This window comes from Streptomyces tubercidicus (assembly GCF_027497495.1).
Taxonomy (GTDB): Bacteria; Actinomycetota; Actinomycetes; order Streptomycetales; family Streptomycetaceae; genus Streptomyces; species Streptomyces tubercidicus.
Map to the genome: position 1 here is coordinate 322,695 of NZ_CP114205.1, position 15,828 is coordinate 338,522.

The following is a 15,828-nucleotide window of genomic DNA, read 5'->3' on the forward strand; positions in this document are numbered from 1 at the left end:
ATGACCGCCCGCACCCCCGCGTTTCCGTCCTCCCCCGACGCCCGGAAGGAAGGCCCCGTGCCCACCGAAGGCACCCCGTCCCCCGCACACCGCCCGTCCGGTGAGCACACCGCGCCCGTCCCGGCGGCCGGCCGGCCCGCGCCCGCGGCCGGTCTGCCGACCCTGGTGGCCTGGCACGCCACCCGGACCCCGCACGCCCTGGCCGTGGCGGACGGCGACACCACGCTCACCTATGCGCAACTCGTCACGTCGGGCCGGGCGCTCGCCGGATATCTGCGCGAGCACGGCGTCGGCACGGGTGACTCCGTGGCGCTGATGATGCCCCGCAGCGCCCGGACGGTCGTCGCCCAGCTCGCCCTGTGGTGGGCGGGCGCCGTGTGTGTGCCGCTCGATCCAGCGCATCCGCGGGCCCGTTCCGAGGCCCTGGCCGCCGAAGCGGGCGTGACGCTGACCGTCGGCGACAGCAAGCTGCTCGAATCCGCTGCGCTCACCGGCGCCACCCTCGCGCTGCCCGGTGAGCCGCTGGTGGACGACGGCGACCTCCCGGCGGCCGCACCGGGCCCGGACGCCACCGCGTTCATCATGTTCACCTCGGGCTCCACCGGCCGCCCCAAGGGGGTGGCGGTGCCGCACCACGCCATCGCCGAGCTGGTCTCCGATCCGGCGTATCTCACCCTCACCGCCCGCGACCGGGTGCTCTTCCACTCGCCGATGACCTTCGACGCCTCGACCTTCGAGGTGTGGGGAGCCCTGGCCAACGGTGCCGCGGTGGTGGTGTGCACCGACGAACGGCCGTCATTCGAGGACCTGGCCCGGCACGTCGAGCGCCACAGCGTCACCGTCGCGTTCTTCACCACCGCGCTCTTCCACCAGCTGGCCGGCCGCCGCTCCCGGATCTTCTCGCTGCTGCGCACGGTGATCGTGGGCGGCGAGGCGCTGTCCGCGCACCACGCCCGTGCGGTGCTGGGTGCCTTCCCCTGGCTGGAGCTGGTCAACGGCTACGGGCCGACGGAGGCGACGACCTTCACCACCACCCACCGGGTCACCGACGCCGACTGCGACGGCCGGCTGCCCATCGGCCGGCCGATCGCCGGGGCGGCCGTGCACCTCCTCGATGACACCGGGCGGCCGGTGCCGGACGGTGCGCAGGGCGAGCTGTGGATCGGCGGCAGCCGGCTGGCGCACGGCTACACCGGGCAGCCGGAGCTGACCGCCGAGCGCTTCGTCGACCACCCCGGCCTGGGGCGGCTCTACCGCACCGGTGACCTGGTCTCCCGGCGCCCGGACGGGCTCCTCGACTTCCATGGGCGCACGGACGACCAGGTGAAGGTGCGCGGCTTCCGGATCGAACCGGCCGAGATCGAACACGCCCTGCGGGAGCGGCCCGAGGTCGCCGACGCGGCCGTGACCGTGCACCGCCCCTCCCCCGACGACGCCCGGCTGGCCGCGTTCGTCGTGGCCGCGCCCGGACCGGTCCCCCGTCCCGACGCGCTGCGCGACCGGCTCGCCGCCGTGCTGCCCGCCCATCTGGTGCCCGACGAGGTGCGGTTCGTCGACGCGCTGCCGCTCACGCCCTCCGGCAAGGTCGACCGCCGCGCCCTGACGGACCTGGTCACGACGGACGGGCCGGGCGCTCCCGCCGGTCCGCTCGGTCCGCTGGAGCAGGCGGTCGCCGAGATCTGGAGCCGGTCGCTGGGCCGTGACGTCACCCGCGCGGATGCCGACTTCCTCGCGCTGGGCGGCCATTCACTGCTGGCGCTCGCCGTCACCGACGATCTGCGCGAGGAACTCGGCGTCGAACTGAGCCTCGCCGACTTCTTCGCCGCCCCCACCGTGGCGGGACACGCCGCGCTGGTCGAGCGCGCACTGCTCGCCACGCACCGCGATCTGCACCCCGGCGCCCCGGAGGCCACCGATGACCACTGACACCCCCGCCCCGGCGGCGCTCCAGGAGGAACTGCTGCGCCGGGCACGCTCCCGCGCGGCCCGCCCCGCCGCCGTCCCCGCGCCCGTCCACCACGGGCCCGCACCGCTCTCCCACGCCCAGCGCCGGATGTGGCTGATGGACCGGCTGGGACAGGGCGGCGCGTCGTACAGCGTGCCGTTCGCCACCCGGCTGCGCGGTCCGCTCGATCTGGACGCGCTGACCGCCGCGCTGACGGCACTGGTCGGCCGCCACGAGATTCTGCGTACCCGGTACGGGCAACGGGACGGCGAGCCTTACCAGGAGGTGCTGCCCGCGCCGGAGTCGATGGCGCTGCGCGTCGTGGACACGGCCGCCGACGGAGCCGACACCCTGCTGGCCGAGGAGGCGCACCGCCCGTTCGACCTCGCCGCCGGTCCGCTGCCGCGTGCTCTGGTGCTGCGGCACGGTCCGCAGGACCACACCGTACTGCTGACGTTCCATCACATCGCGCTGGACGGCGCCTCCTTGGAGACCGTCGCCGGGGAGCTGGCCGAGCTCTACGCGGCCGCTGCCCGGGGCGAGTCCGCCGAGCAGCCGGCTCCGCCGCAGTACGCGGACTTCGCGCGGCGGGAGCAGGCCGCCGCCGACCGCCTCGAACAGGGCCTGCGCCGCTGCGAAGCCCGCCTCGAAGGTGTCTCCCCGCTGCGTCTGCCCCGCCCCGCGCAGCCGCCCGCCGGCCATGCCGCCCGGTCCGCCGGAACGCACACCGCCCCGCTCGACCCGCGGGTGCCCGCGGCCCTGCGCGAGCTGGGCCGGCAGCACCGGGCCACCCTGTTCACTGTGGCCCTCGCCGCGGCCTTCGCCGCCCTGCACCGCTTCACCGGCCAGGACGACCTGGTGATCGGGGTCGCCGGCAGCCACCGGCAGGGCGCGGAGATGCGCGGTCTGGTCGGGCTGTGCGTCAACACCCTCCCGGTGCGGGTGAACACGGGCGGCGATCCGTCCTTCACCGCGCTGGTGGAGCGCGTACGGGAAGCGCTGCTGGACGCCCAGCAGTGCCGCGAGGTGCCCTTCGATCTCGTCCTGGAGCGCCTCGGCGCCGCCGCCCGCGGCACGGACGGTACGGCCCTGATACGGGTGACCGCGGACGTCCTGGGTGAGCCCACCACGCTGCGGCTGCCCGACACGGTGGGCGAGTATGTCGAGGTCGGCCCCGCCGAGGCCAAGTTCGACCTCTCCTTCGGTCTGGTGGACACCGACGCCCCCGCCGGTCTCGTCCAGTACGGCCGGGCCGCGCTGGACGAGGAAGCGGCGGCCGGTCTCGGTGCGCACTACGGTGCGCTGCTCACCGCGGTCGCCGACGAACCGGGCGTTCGGCTGTCCCAGTTGCCCGGTGCGGTACCGGCGGCGCCGGACCAGACCGACGGGCACCCGGCCGAGGCGCTGCTGCGCGCGCACCCCGGGGTGGCCGAGGCCACGGTGCTCGAAACGGCGGGCGGTCCGCTGCTGGCGTACGCCGTGCTGCGCGAGATCGGCGGCCCCGCACCGGCCGAACTCCGCTCCCGTCTGCGGGCCGAACTGGCTCCGGAACTGGTGCCCGCCACGGTGACCCTGCTGGACGCGCTGCCCCGGACGGCCGACGGCACGGTCGACCCGGCCCGGCTGCCCGGCGTACCGTCCGCGCCCGCACCGGAAGGCGCCCGCGCCGAAGCCGTGACCGAAGGCTTCACCGCGCTGCTGGGCCGTCAGCCCGGCCCGGACGAGGACTTCTTCCTCCTCGGCGGTCATTCGCTGGTCGCCGTCCAGCTCGCCGAGCGGCTGCGCGAGGCGCTGACACTGCCGCTGACCGGCCTGGACATCATGCAGGCCCGTACCCCGCGCGCGGTCACCGCGCTGCTGGACGCCCGCGCCGCGGAACGGGCCGCCGCGCCCACGGTCACCACGGCCCGTCCGCGGCGCTCGCGCGAGGGCACGGTGCTGGTCACCGGCGGCACCGGAGGGGTCGGCGCGTTCGTCCTGCGTGAACTGGCCGCCCGCGGCCGCCCGGTGCTGGCCCTGGCCCGCCCCGAATCCGCGCATCTGGTCGCCGGGGACGGGGTGGACGTCATCGAGGGCGATCTCACCGACCTGGACGGGCTGCGCAAGGCCGTCGACAGCGCCGATGCGGTCATCCACGCGGCCTGTACCTTCACCCGCCCCGAGGTCGATGTGACGGCGATGGCGGCGATGGTCGGCGCCTGGTCGCGCGGCCCGTTCGTCTTCGTCAGCAGCGTGGACGCCTATGGGCGCCCGGCCGGTGAGTGGGTGGCGGAGGAGTCCGCCCCGGGCCATCCGCTGAGCGCGTACGGGCAGGCGAAGCTGGACTGTGAGGCGCTGCTGCTGCGGGCCGCGGGTTCCGAGGGCCGGGGCGGGGCGAGCGCCGTCCGCTCCCCCCTCGTCTGGGGCCCGCACCAGCGGCTGCGGGACCAGCTGCGCTGGGGTGCGACCGGTCTGCTCTACCAGGCCGCGCGGGAGGGCCGGCCGATCGCACTGCCCCGGCCGGGTACCGGTGGCCATGCCTGGTACGGCGCGGCCTGGGTGCACGCCGCCGCGCTGGCCCGGTCCGTGGTCTCCTGCCTGGACTCCCCCGTGCACGGCGTCGCCAACGCCGTCAGCGGACATGTCACCTGGCGGGACCTGGCCGGCGCACTGACCGAACTGCTCGGCAGCGACAGCGAGATCCTCGAAACGGACGAGGTCCATCCGGATCTCGACCACCGCTGGCACTACCACTCCGACCGGCTGTCCCCGTCCCTGCGCCTGCAGCCGGGCGAGGACTGGCGCTCCGTACTGGCCGCGATGACGGACCCGTCCGAGGGGTGACCCGCGTGGGGTGACGGCACCGCGCCCGGTGGCTCCTCGGCCACCGGGCGCTCGTGCGACAGAAGGGGGAGCCGGGAGCCTAGAACGGGACAATCCGGTAAATCAGCACCTTTCCGGCCTGCCCCCGCCGTTTCCCGCCGCCGGCTTGCGACCATGGGCGGGCTGCCGGGCTGACGCCCTCCGTCGCCGTAAAGGAGCCCTCCATGAACGCCAGCACGGACCTGCTCGTCGATGCCTTCGGACGTATCCGGGAGAGCGTCGAGGACGCGGTTACCGGGCTCGACCCCGATGAGCTCGGTACCCGCCCCGATGACGCCGCCAACTCGATCGGCTGGCTGGTCTGGCATCTCACCCGGATCCAGGACGACCATCTCTCCGGGGTGGCCGGCACCGAGCAGATCTGGACCTCGGACGGCTGGTACGACCGCTTCGGCCTCCCCTTCTCCCCCGACGACACCGGATACGGCCACTCCGCCAAGGAGGTCGAGGCCGTACGGGACCTGACCGATGAGCTGCTGATGGGCTATCACGGCGCGGTCCACGACAACACCGTGCAGTACCTCGCCGGGATCGACGACAAGGACATGAAGCGCGTCGTCGACCGGGCCTGGACACCGCCCGTCACCCTGGGCGTCCGGCTCGTCAGCGTCATCGCCGACGACCTCCAGCACGCCGGGCAGGCGGCCTATGTGCGTGGGCTGCTCGGCCGTTGAGCACCGGGCGGGGCGGGGCGGCCGGCCACCGCGCGCTCAGCGCCGGCGGGGCAGGCGGTGCAGCTCCACGGCGGTGAGCCGGCCCGCCGTGATCTCCGCCGTCATATAGGTGCAGTACGGCTCCCTGCGGCGGTCGGTCGGCGAACCCGGGTTGAGCAGGCGCAGCCGGTCGCCCGCCATGGAGTCCCAGGGGATGTGACTGTGCCCGAACACCAGCACATCGAGCCCGGGGAACCGTTCGGCGCACCGGCGCTCCCGGCCCTGCGCGGGGCCGGTCTCATGCACCACACCGAGCCGTACGCCCGCCAGTTCCGCGTACGCCACCTCGGGCAGCCGCGCCCGCAGCTCCGGGCCGTCGTTGTTGCCGTACACCCCGATCAGCCGCCGCGCGCGGCCCGCCAGCAGGTCCAGGGTGGCGGTGTCCACCCAGTCACCGGCGTGCACGACGACATCGGCGTCCGGCACCTCGTCGAGCAGCTGGGGCGGCAGCGCCTTGGCGCGCTTGGGCAGATGGGTGTCGGACAGCAGCAGAAGCCGCACGGGGCTCTCCTCGGGCCGTGTTCACGGACGCCTGACGGTCAGCGTTCCTGGGCGGTGGGCCGCACCGTGAGCTCATTGACCGCCATATGGGGCGGCTGGGTGACCATGAAGGCAACGGATCGGGCGATGTCCTCGGCCCGCAGCCAGACGTCCTGCGGCATTCCGTGCGCCGACGCCGCCTGGCTGCCGTCGCGCGTCATCTCCGTCACGGTCATGCCGGGTTCGACCAGCCCGACCCGAACCTGACGCCCCGTCACCTCTTGGCGCAGCGCCTCGCTGAAGCAGCACACCGCGTGCTTGGTGGCCGAGTAGACGCTGTTGTCCTTACGGGGCACCCGGCCCGCGACCGAGCTGACGGTCACCAGGTCGGCCACGCCCCGCGGTCCGTCCTGCGCCGCGTGCAGCAGATGTGGCAGCGCGGCATGGGACATCCGCAGCACCGCCCGGAAGTTGAGGTCGACCATCCGGTCCCAGTCCTCGGGGTCGCTGTCCGTCACCGCGCCGCGTACGCCGAAGCCCGCGCTGTTCACCAGAATGTCCAACCGTCCGAAGTGGTCAACGGTCTGATCGACCGTCCGACGGGCCTCGGGGCCGTCCGCCAGGTCGGCGGTCACGGCGAGGGACGCGCCTCCCCGCGCGCCGATCGCCTCCGCCAGCTCCTCCAGCCGCTCGGTCCGGCGGGCCACCAGCGCGAGGGAGCAGCCCTCCCGGGCGAGCGCCAGGGCGGTGGCGGCGCCGATGCCGCTGGAGGCGCCGGTCACCAGCGCCACACTGCCCGCCAGCGGCTGCCGCCCGGCGTCACTGCCCGCCACGGAGGCGCCCTGACGTGCCGTCGCCGCGCGCTCGCTCTCTCCGCTGCCCATCGCGTCCCACTCCTCCTGCTCGGTTTCCCCGGCACACCTCCGGCGGCCGCCTTTTCCGTTCGGGAAATCCGTACCCCGCCGCCCCGCTGAATTCTCTTTCCCCTCCGCTATCCGTACTCCTCATCTGCCCCACGACATACGCCGGATGGGCAGGAAAAACACGGCCGTCCCTTCCACCGGCGCGGTGCTCACGGGCGAACAACGGGTATTACCCCTATAACCCCTTGCGCTCCCGGGAGCTGCTCATGAGGCATACGCATCCCCTGCCCGGCGACATCGGACTCACCCGCATATCCGGCATCACCGGCCGGTTGATCCGCTTAGGACAATGGATCAACGGAGACGGCTTCGCGGATTATGAACACGCCTTTCTCGTCCTGCCCGACGGCCGGCTGCTGGAAGCCGAGCCGGGCGGTGCCCGTATCGAGCCCCTCACCGCGTACGACGGCACCTCGGTGCGCTACGTCTGTCCGGAAGGGCTCACCGACCAGCAGCGCACGGCCATCTGCGCGGCGGCCACCGCCTACGTAGGAGTCCCCTACAGCTTCCTCGACTACCTGGCGATCGCCGCGCACCGCTTCCATCTGCCGCTCCCGGGGCTGCGCCGCTACGTCGCCAGCACCCGGCACATGATCTGCTCCCAACTCGTCGACCAGACCTACCAGGACGCCGGTGTCCATCTCTTCGCCGACCACCGCTGGCCGGGCTATGTGACCCCGATGGCCCTGTACAACCTGCTGGCCGACTGACCTCCGTACGGGCACACCCGGCGGCGGCCCGGATGCCTCCCGGTAGCGTGGCACCTGTCATTGATGCCACCGGTGAGAGGTGAGGGCCCATGCGGCGGCAACCCGTACTCGTCTATGACGGCGACTGTGCCTTCTGCACGTCCGCGGTGCGGTTCGCGGAACGGTGGCTGCGTCCGCGCTGTGCGGCCACGCCCTGGCAGTTCGCCGATCTCGCTCAGCTCGGCGTCAGCCGGCGGCGGGCCGAGCACGAGGTGCTGTGGGTGACGCCGACCGGCGCCGTGCACGGGGGCGCGCAGGCGGTCGCCAAGCTGCTGCTGAGCGCGGACCGCGGATGGCCGGTCGTGGGTGCGCTGCTCACGCTGCCGCCGCTGCGCTGGGCCGCCCAGGGGGTGTACCGGCTGATCGCGCGCAACCGTCATCGGATGCCGGGCGGGACGGCGGCCTGTGCGCTGCCGTCCCCGCCCACGGCCGGGAAGCCGACGTAGCGGGGCCCGGCCGGGGTGGTCCGTCGCCAGGTACCGGACGTGCCGTCAGGTACCGGACGTGCCGTCAGGTACCGGACTTACGGCCGTAGACGTAGACGTCATCACCGTTCTTGAGCAGGGACCAGTACTTCTTGGCGTCGTTGCTGCGCATATTGACGCAGCCGTGGGAGCCGGGCGCCGACCAGACGCTCCCGCTGATGGAGTGGAACGCCTGCCCGCCGTCGAAGAACTGGCTGTACGGCATGGGCACGTCGTAGAGGGTCGAGACATGGTGCAGATGGCGCCAGTAGATCTTCTTCGCGCCGGTACGGGTCTCGTAACCGTCGCGGCCGGTGCGGACCGGGACCGGCCCGAACACCAGCTTCTTGCCGTCCTGGATCCAGCTGAGCTGGCGGGTCAGGTCGACGCAGGCTATCCGCCCCTTGGTGGTGGGGCAGTGACCGGCCTTGTTGGGGTTGTTCCCGGCCGCGTTCTGCTGTGCCACGACGCGCATCACGCCCCAGGTGACGGGTCCGGCGTAGCCGATGTTCGGGGTGATGCCGTGGCTGGTCTGGAAGGCACGGATCGCCCGGCAGTCGGCGGCCGACTGCCGGCCGTCCACCCGCAGTCCGAGGAACTTCTCGGCCTGCTTCTGGTAGGGACCACGGGCCGCGGTGCACGAAGACGCGGTGGCGGCCTGGGCCGTGGAACCGAAGGCCACCGTCAGCGGGACGGTCAGGGCCGTGAGAGCGAGCGCCGCGCCCGCCCGACGACCGGCGCCGGACCGCGGGACACGCAGGTTCAGTCGTCTTTTCATGCCCCGTAGGACTGTTTGCCCGACCCGCCGGTTGCGGGCGTGACCGACCCGAAATATCTGATAGGCGAAAACGCGCCCCGGCGGACGGAACGGCGTCCGGTCCGCCGGGGAGGTGGACCGCTTACAGGACCGAGACCTTCTCCTCACGGGTGTAGATGAACCCGTCGTTGTCGAGGTAGAAGACGGAGACCTTCACCGTGTCGCCCTTGGCGAAGTGCGAAGCAACGGCCGGGCGCAGGGTCACCAGTGCCGTGTGATTGGTGTAGTCGCAGACGAGCTTGTTCTTCTTGACGGTGCCGGCGGCGGTCGACTCGTCGGAACCGGTCTGGTTGAGCTTGATCGCGCCGGCGACCAGCTGGTGGTTAATTCCGGTGTCACAGGAGTAGGTGACCTTCACCTGCAGGCCGGGCTCGTGCAGCGAGACCTTGTCGATGGTCATGAGGTTGGCCTTGGCGACCGCGGCCGGCGCGGCGACCAGTACGCCGGTGCCGGCCAGCACCGCGGCGGCCGCGGCACCGGCGAGACGACGCCGTAAACGGGATGACTTCATGTGTGAGGTTCCCTTCCCCCCGCGCAGCCCCCACGTCAGAGACGGCGGAAAATATCCGCCTGTGCGGGCGACTGCGACAGATGTTCAATTTGACGGTGATCATACGTGATCTCCCGAGTGCGGACCGCGGATTTCTCCACCACGACGGGACGGCGGGGGCGAGACAGCGAACACGCCCCTCTCGATCACCCTTCGCTTTCCCACCGCCACTTAATGTGCTCATGGCGGACGGTCGCGGCGCCCGCGGACGGCCGCCTTCCCGGGCTCCGTCAGGAGTCACCCCCGCTCAGAAGGGACGACGCATGATCACCGACGCAGTGCGCACGGAGTACGAGCGCCGCTTCGCCCTGTACGACACCGACGGCGACGGCTATCTGACCGTGCAGGACTTCACCGACCGGGCGCGGGTGCTGACGGACGCGGTGGGGGAACCGGCCGACTCCCCCAAGGCGCGGGCGCTGGGTGCGGGGATGCGCCACACCTTCGAGCAGCTCGCCGCGCTGGCGCAGGTCGAGGCCACCGGGCGGCTGAACCAGGAGCAGTTTGTCGCCGCGTTCGCGCGCGCGGGTGCGTCGGGGTCCCTCGGTCAGATCGTGGGACCGTCGATCGCCGCGACCGTCGCCCTCGCCGACGCCGACGGGGACGGCGTGGTCAGCCAGGAGGACTTCGCGGCGGTGCACCGTGCGGCGGGGTACTCGGCCGCACAGGCGGCGCAGGCGTTCGCGGCGCTGGACCACGACGGTGACGGGCGGCTGCTGGTCGATGCGTTGCCGGGCGCCCCCGGCGAGTAGTAGGCGTCGGGCAGCGGCGCCCGCGCCCGGCCGTCAGCCACGGAAGGTCAGCGCGAGGTGTGCCAGCAGCTCCGGGCCCCGCACCGGGGCGTCGCGCAGCCCCAGGTAGCCGTCGGGGCGGATGAGGAAACCTTCGCCGCCCCGGGCGCCGTACACCTGCCGGAACGCGTTCAGGCCGTCATGGACGACGGGCAGTGTCAGGCCGTCCGTCCGCAGGCGCGGGGCCGCCACCACCCAGGCGCTCAGCCGCCCCTGCGCCGCGCGCCGCGCCGAAGCCACCACCGCGTCGTACGGCGCCAGTTGGGCCTCGTCGTCCGCGTAGAGCAGCAGGGTGTGGTCCTGCCCCCGCAGCAGGTCGAAGAGGCGGGACGGGAAGGTGGTGAGGTCGTGGCGCAGGCCGCCGCAGTCCGGTGCGCGGTCGCCGGGGGCGGGGCCCTGGCGCGGCTGTCCGTCCGTGGCGACGATCGGGCTGCCGCGGTAGCCGACGAGCAGCTGGGCCTCGCGCCGGATCAGCGTCGCCGGGTCGTCGGGGTCCGCCTGGACGCCGCTGCCGGCGTGCCGGACCGTCCGCTGCACCACCTCCTCGCCGACGGGGTGGCGTTCCGCGTGGTAGCTGGCCAGCAGTTGCTCACTCGCGGCCGACCGCACGGCCAGGGCCAGCTTCCATGCCAGGTTGTAGGCGTCCTGGATACCGGTGTTCATGCCCTGGGCGCCGGTGGGCGGATGGATATGGGCGGCGTCTCCGGCGACGAACACCCGGCCCGCTCCGTAGCGGCCCACCAGACGGTGGCTGATACGGAAGACCGAGAACCAGCGGAGCGCGGAGGCGCAGGTGGGCTGTGGTGAGAGCCGGTCCAGGACCGCCTGGATGTGCGGGAGACCGGGGGCGGGGCCGGCCTCCAAACCGTGCGCCACATCTTCCCCGCGGGGCTGTTGCGGCAGGGCGAGTTCGGGCGGGACGAGCATGGACATCCGGTAGCGGTTGGGGCCGGGCAGCGGGATGCAGACCAGCAGATCGTCGGTGCGTCCGTCGCTCTGGTGCATGGCCCGGACCGCATAGCCGGACGGCAGCTCCCAGTCGACCTCGACATCCCCCAGCATGTACTCCTCGGGGAAGGAACCGCCCTCGAAGCACAGCCCGAGCACCTTGCGGACGACGCTGTGGGCGCCGTCGCAGCCGAGGAGAAATCCGGTGCGGATCCGCTCCTGCGCGCAGGACGGCAGTGTGAGGGAGGCCAGGACCCCGTCAGCGTCCTGCTCGAAGCCCACCAGCTCCGTACCGCGTTCGACATGGGTTTCCCAGCACGTGAGCCGTTCGGCGAGGATGCGTTCGGTGGCGTACTGCGGGAGTGCGGCGAAGCGATAGGGCACGTCGGGCGGCAGGGTCAGCTCGGTCCGGGCCTGCTCCGCGCCATTGACATAGATCAGCTGTCCCCGGAGCGGGGCCGCGGCTGCCAGAACCTCCCGCGCCACCCCCATCCCGTACGCGAGGGGCATTCGGAGGGAGGCCGTCCGCCCCGCACGGCCACCGAGCCCTGCGCGGAACGGGCCGTGACACCGGCCGGGACCGTGCGCGGTGCATGCGTACCTGCGCAGCGCGTGCATCGAGTGCGCCGGTTGCGCTCGGCGGACACCCCCCGGCCGAGCAGGTGATCGCCGTACTCCAGGAGGCCATGCGCCTACGGCCGGAGGGGTGCGCCCCTGCCCGTCTGAACAGGTGTGCCGTCTGCAGGCACAGGCCGCGCACCGGCGGCAAGGGGGCAGGCCGGTCCGCGGCGGCGCTACCGCGCGCTCTGCCGATAACAACTCGGGCCGTGGTTGTCTCTTCCCCGTCGAATTCATGGCGCCGCGCGGAAATCGCAGTTCGAGCACCATTCGAACGCGATACGCCGCGTAGGCGCCAGGTTTCCTGAATGGCTGCCAGGCAACTGCGCGGCGAGCGACGGGAGTAAAGGCATGCAATTTCCTCAGGTATCGGAATCGACGGCCCGGAGTGAATTCCGGGGCTTTGGGGCACGGGGCATCACGGCAGCGGCCGTCCTGCTGGCGGCCGCTGCGCTGAACCTGGCCACCGAGCAGCCCGCCGAGGCCCGGAGCGGGGCCTGGGACCGCCTCGCCGGCTGCGAAAGCGGCGGTAACTGGCGCAGCGACACGGGGAACGGCTTCTCCGGAGGGCTGCAGTTCGCCCACTCCACCTGGCATTCGTTCGGCGGCGGCGCCTATGCGTCCCGGGCGGCGCGGGCGACCCGGGCGCAGCAGATCCAGGTGGCGGAGCGGGTACTGGCCCGTCAGGGCTGGGGCGCCTGGCCGGCCTGCTCGGCCTCGCTGGGGCTCAACTCAGCCACCGTGCACCGCACTCCGCGGAGCACCGCGGCCCGCCCCGCGCCGCAGCGGCACACCGCTCCCTCACCCCGGGACCGGGTCCGGCATCCGCAGTCCCATGAGAAGCGCCACAAACTGGGGCGCCATAGGAGTACCGGCGGCTCGATCGTCGTCAACGCCGGGGACACCGTGAGCGGTATCGCGTATGCACACGGCTTTGGCTGGCAGGAATTCTACCGGCTGAACCGGCGGGTGATCGGGACGAATCCGAATCTGATTTTCCCCGGCACACGACTTGCCGTGCCGCACTCCGGCGCCCGCTGAGCGCCTTCCGGAATTCCCGGCCGGCGCATGGCGCGGTCCATGGGAATTCCGTGGAAACTCCGCCCCGCACCACGCGGTGGCCCGCCGGAGGGGACCGGCCATCGTGGGAACGGGCGGTGACGGCGCCGTGGTGATCCACCGCCGGGAGTGAAGTGAGGGGACGGTCCGTCCGCGGCGCCGCGGGCGGACCGTCCCTGGCGGACGAGCGGGCCGCGGTCACGCGTGCGCGAGCCCGGCACCGGCAGCCGGCACCGCTTCCGCCGCGCGACGACGGGACGTTGCGGACTCGCTCTACGCCGTCGCGTACACCTTGTTGGCGAACTCCGCGATCTCCGCGTCGCTGAGGTTCTTGGCGAGGTTGGCCTCGGTGATCATTCCCACCAGACGGTGGCCGCCCTTGACATCGATCACCGGCAGCCGCTTGATGTGGTGCTGCTCCATGGTCTGCAGGACCGCACTGGCGTCCGCGTCCGCGTCGATCCAGTGCAGCGTCCCGCCCATCGAACCGGCCTGCACCGTCGCCGGATCGATCCCCTCCGCACAGCAGGCGACGACGATGTCACGATCGGTGATAAGGCCCATCAGCCGGTTGTTGTCACCGCAGATGGGCAGGCAGCCGACGTCCAGATCCCGCATCATCTTCGCCGCGTCGTGCAAGGACTCGTGTGCACCCACACAGTGCGCTCCGCCGGACATGATGTCGCGGGCTCGCAACTTGGTGGCCATGATTCCTCCTGTCTCAGGAGTGTGCTTGCATGCCTCGCCTTCGATCACATCACGGATGGACCGGCGACGCTCACCGGAACGGCCCCGGCGCCTACGGCCTCGGCGGGCCGGTCCGCTTCCTGGGGCGACTGCCGGACCCGGCGCCGTCTCCGGGCGTAGTGTCGGTCCGTGACGACGTCGAATCCTTTCTTCGAGCCGAGTGATCTGCCGTACGAACTGCCGCCTTTCGCACGGATCAGGAACGATCACTTCCTGCCCGCGTTCACCCGTGGAATGGCCGACCAGCTGGCCGAGGTGGCGGCGATCGGTGCCGCTGCCGAGCCGGCGACCTTCGAGAACACCGTGGAGGCGCTGGAGCGCAGCGGTGCGGTGCTGGGCCGGGTGTGCCGGGTGTTCTTCAACAAGGCGCAGTCGGACACCGACGAGGAAGTCCAGGCGCTGGAAGTCGAGATCACGCCGCGGCTGGCCGCCCATGCCGACATGCTGCTGCTCGACCCCGCCCTGTTCGGCCGGCTGGACGCGCTGTACGAGCAGCGCGAGCGGCTGGGGCTGGACGGGGAGCAACTGCGGCTGCTGGAACGGCATCACACCGACCGGGTACGGGCCGGGGCGCGGCTCGCCCCCGAGCAGCAGCGGCGGCTGCGCGAGCTGAATGCCGAAATCGCCGCCCTGGGTACCGAGTTCGGGCAGAACCTGCGCGCCGCCACCGCGGCCGCCGCGCTGGTGCTGGACCGTGCCGAGGAGCTCGCCGGTCTGTCCGCGGACCGGATCGCGGCCGCCGCCGAGCAGGCGCGGGAGCTCGGGCACCCCGGCAAGTTCGTGCTCGTCCTGAAGAACTTCTCCTCCCAGACCGAACTCGCCGCGCTGGAGGATCCCGCGCTGCGCGAGCGGCTGCTCACCGCCTCCCTCGGGCGCGGCACCGACAGCAACGGTCCGGTCGCGGTCGCCCTGGCCAGGCTGCGCGCCGAGCGTGCCGCGCTGCTCGGCTACCCCAGCCACGCCGCCTGGGCGGTCGCGGACCGGACCGCCGGGACCACGGATGCCGTCGAGGAGCTGCTGGGCCGGCTGGTCGCGCCCGCGGTGGCCAACGCCGAGCGGGAGGGCGCGGCGCTGGCCGAGGCGGCCGGGGTGGCGGAGATCCGCGCGGCGGACTGGCAGTTCTACGCGGAGCGGGTGCGCAAGGAGCGGTTCGACCTGGACGCGGCGGCGCTGCGGCCCTACCTGGAGCTGGAGTCCGTCCTGCACGACGGTGTCTTCCACGCCGCCGGGCTGGTCTACGGCCTCACCTTCACCCCGCGCCCCGATCTGGTCCCGTACCACCCGGACGCCCGTATTTACGAGGTGCGGGACGCCGACGGCAGCCCGCTCGGCCTGTACATCGGCGACTTCCACGCCCGTGAGTCCAAGCGGGGCGGCGCCTGGATGGCCTCGCTGGTGGTGCAGTCCCGGCTGCTCGGGCAGCGGCCGGTGGTGGTCAACAACCTCAATGTCGCCAAGCCTCCGGCGGGCGAGCCGGTGCTGCTGACCTGGCGCGAAGTCAACACACTGTTCCATGAGTTCGGGCACGCGCTGCACGGCCTGCTCTCCGATGTCCGCTACCCGCTGCTGTCCGGCACCCATGTCCCCCGCGATTTCGTGGAGTTCCCCTCGCAGGTGAACGAGGTGTGGGCGGACTGGCCCGAGGTGCTGGCGCATTACGCCCGGCACCACGTCACGGGTGAGCCGATGCCGGCCGAACTCCCCGCCCGGCTGCGCGAGTCGGAGAACTTCGGCGCGGGCTTCCGGATGGTGGAGCACCAGGCCGCCGCGGTGCTGGACTGGGCCTGGCACACCCTGTCCGGGGACGGCGACGTACCGGGCGAGGACGAGGCGGAGGCGTTCGAGGCGGCCGCGCTGGAGCGCTACGGGCTGGCGGTGGCCGCGATCCCGCCGCGCTACCGCACCGGCTACTTCGCCCATATCTTCAGCGACGGTTACGCGGCGGGGTACTACGGCTACCGCTGGGCCGAGGTGCTGGACGCCGACACCGTGCGCTGGTTCCGGGAGAACGGACGGACGATCCGGGAGAGCGGTGAGATCTTCCGCCGCGAACTCCTCAGCAGGGGCGGCAGCGTGGACCCGCTGGCGGCGTTTCGCGCGGTGGTCGGACGCGATGCGGAGATCGGGCCGCTGCTGGAACGGCACGGGCTGGCGGGCTGAGG

13 protein-coding genes and 1 pseudogene are annotated in these 15,828 nt (G+C 72.5%); 8 read left to right on the forward strand and 6 right to left on the reverse strand.

Features of this window, described 5'->3' with window-relative positions; translation table 11 throughout:
* The 3 genes from STRTU_RS01395 to STRTU_RS01405 all read left to right on the forward strand — a co-directional run bounded on the left by STRTU_RS01395 (position 1) and on the right by STRTU_RS01405 (position 5,481).
* On the forward strand, positions 1 to 1,926 hold the full coding sequence (locus STRTU_RS01395) for a non-ribosomal peptide synthetase (protein ID WP_269777272.1): 1,926 nt from the start codon (positions 1 to 3) through the stop codon (positions 1,924 to 1,926).
* Positions 1,916 to 4,768, forward strand: a complete 2,853-nt coding sequence (locus tag STRTU_RS01400; protein WP_269777273.1) for a condensation domain-containing protein — start codon at positions 1,916 to 1,918, stop codon at positions 4,766 to 4,768. The genes STRTU_RS01395 and STRTU_RS01400 overlap by 11 nt, the downstream gene beginning before the upstream one ends.
* Positions 4,769 to 4,971: 203 nt before the next feature.
* Positions 4,972 to 5,481, forward strand: coding sequence for a mycothiol transferase (locus STRTU_RS01405; RefSeq protein WP_269777274.1), 510 nt, complete (start codon positions 4,972 to 4,974; stop codon positions 5,479 to 5,481).
* A gap of 36 nt (positions 5,482 to 5,517) precedes the next feature.
* On the opposite strand, the gene STRTU_RS01410 is transcribed toward STRTU_RS01405, so the two are convergent.
* Entirely contained in the window at positions 5,518 to 6,021 is a 504-nt protein-coding gene (locus tag STRTU_RS01410; protein WP_269777275.1) for a metallophosphoesterase family protein, read from the reverse strand.
* Positions 6,022 to 6,059: 38 nt separating this feature from the next.
* A complete protein-coding gene (locus STRTU_RS01415) occupies positions 6,060 to 6,884 on the reverse strand; it encodes an SDR family oxidoreductase (protein ID WP_269777276.1) in 825 nt (274 codons plus the stop codon).
* A gap of 245 nt (positions 6,885 to 7,129) precedes the next feature.
* Between STRTU_RS01415 and STRTU_RS01420 the strand changes: the two genes are divergently transcribed.
* Positions 7,130 to 7,633 carry a C40 family peptidase gene (locus STRTU_RS01420; protein WP_269777277.1) on the forward strand — a complete coding sequence of 168 codons (504 nt, stop codon included), beginning with the start codon at positions 7,130 to 7,132 and terminating at the stop codon, positions 7,631 to 7,633.
* An 89-nt stretch (positions 7,634 to 7,722) separates the two neighbouring features.
* Positions 7,723 to 8,118: a thiol-disulfide oxidoreductase DCC family protein gene (locus STRTU_RS01425; RefSeq protein ID WP_269777278.1), complete on the forward strand. Its 396-nt coding sequence runs from the start codon at positions 7,723 to 7,725 to the stop codon at positions 8,116 to 8,118.
* 64 nt (positions 8,119 to 8,182) lie between these two features.
* On the opposite strand, the gene STRTU_RS01430 is transcribed toward STRTU_RS01425, so the two are convergent.
* The gene (locus tag STRTU_RS01430; protein ID WP_269777279.1) at positions 8,183 to 8,914 is read right to left on the reverse strand and encodes a L,D-transpeptidase family protein; all 732 of its coding nucleotides are present in this window, start codon (positions 8,912 to 8,914) and stop codon (positions 8,183 to 8,185) included.
* 121 nt (positions 8,915 to 9,035) lie between these two features.
* A complete protein-coding gene (locus STRTU_RS01435; protein WP_269777280.1) occupies positions 9,036 to 9,464 on the reverse strand; it encodes a hypothetical protein in 429 nt (142 codons plus the stop codon).
* Positions 9,465 to 9,766: 302 nt separating this feature from the next.
* Here STRTU_RS01435 and STRTU_RS01440 point away from each other — a divergent pair, with 302 nt between their 5' ends.
* Positions 9,767 to 10,255 carry an EF-hand domain-containing protein gene (locus STRTU_RS01440; RefSeq protein ID WP_269777281.1) on the forward strand — a complete coding sequence of 163 codons (489 nt, stop codon included), beginning with the start codon at positions 9,767 to 9,769 and terminating at the stop codon, positions 10,253 to 10,255.
* Between the two features lie 33 nt (positions 10,256 to 10,288).
* Here STRTU_RS01440 and STRTU_RS01445 read toward each other — a convergent pair.
* A pseudogene (locus STRTU_RS01445) lies at positions 10,289 to 11,797 on the reverse strand (FAD-dependent monooxygenase); the annotation flags it as partial.
* A 414-nt stretch (positions 11,798 to 12,211) separates the two neighbouring features.
* Between STRTU_RS01445 and STRTU_RS01450 the strand changes: the two are divergent.
* Positions 12,212 to 12,901: a LysM peptidoglycan-binding domain-containing protein gene (locus STRTU_RS01450; protein ID WP_269777283.1), complete on the forward strand. Its 690-nt coding sequence runs from the start codon at positions 12,212 to 12,214 to the stop codon at positions 12,899 to 12,901.
* Between the two features lie 291 nt (positions 12,902 to 13,192).
* On the opposite strand, the gene STRTU_RS01455 is transcribed toward STRTU_RS01450, so the two are convergent.
* Positions 13,193 to 13,627, reverse strand: coding sequence for a CBS domain-containing protein (locus tag STRTU_RS01455; RefSeq protein WP_269777284.1), 435 nt, complete (start codon positions 13,625 to 13,627; stop codon positions 13,193 to 13,195).
* A 168-nt stretch (positions 13,628 to 13,795) separates the two neighbouring features.
* Here STRTU_RS01455 and STRTU_RS01460 point away from each other — a divergent pair, with 168 nt between their 5' ends.
* Entirely contained in the window at positions 13,796 to 15,826 is a 2,031-nt protein-coding gene (locus STRTU_RS01460; protein ID WP_269777285.1) for a M3 family metallopeptidase, read from the forward strand.
* Positions 15,827 to 15,828 lie beyond the last annotated feature (2 nt).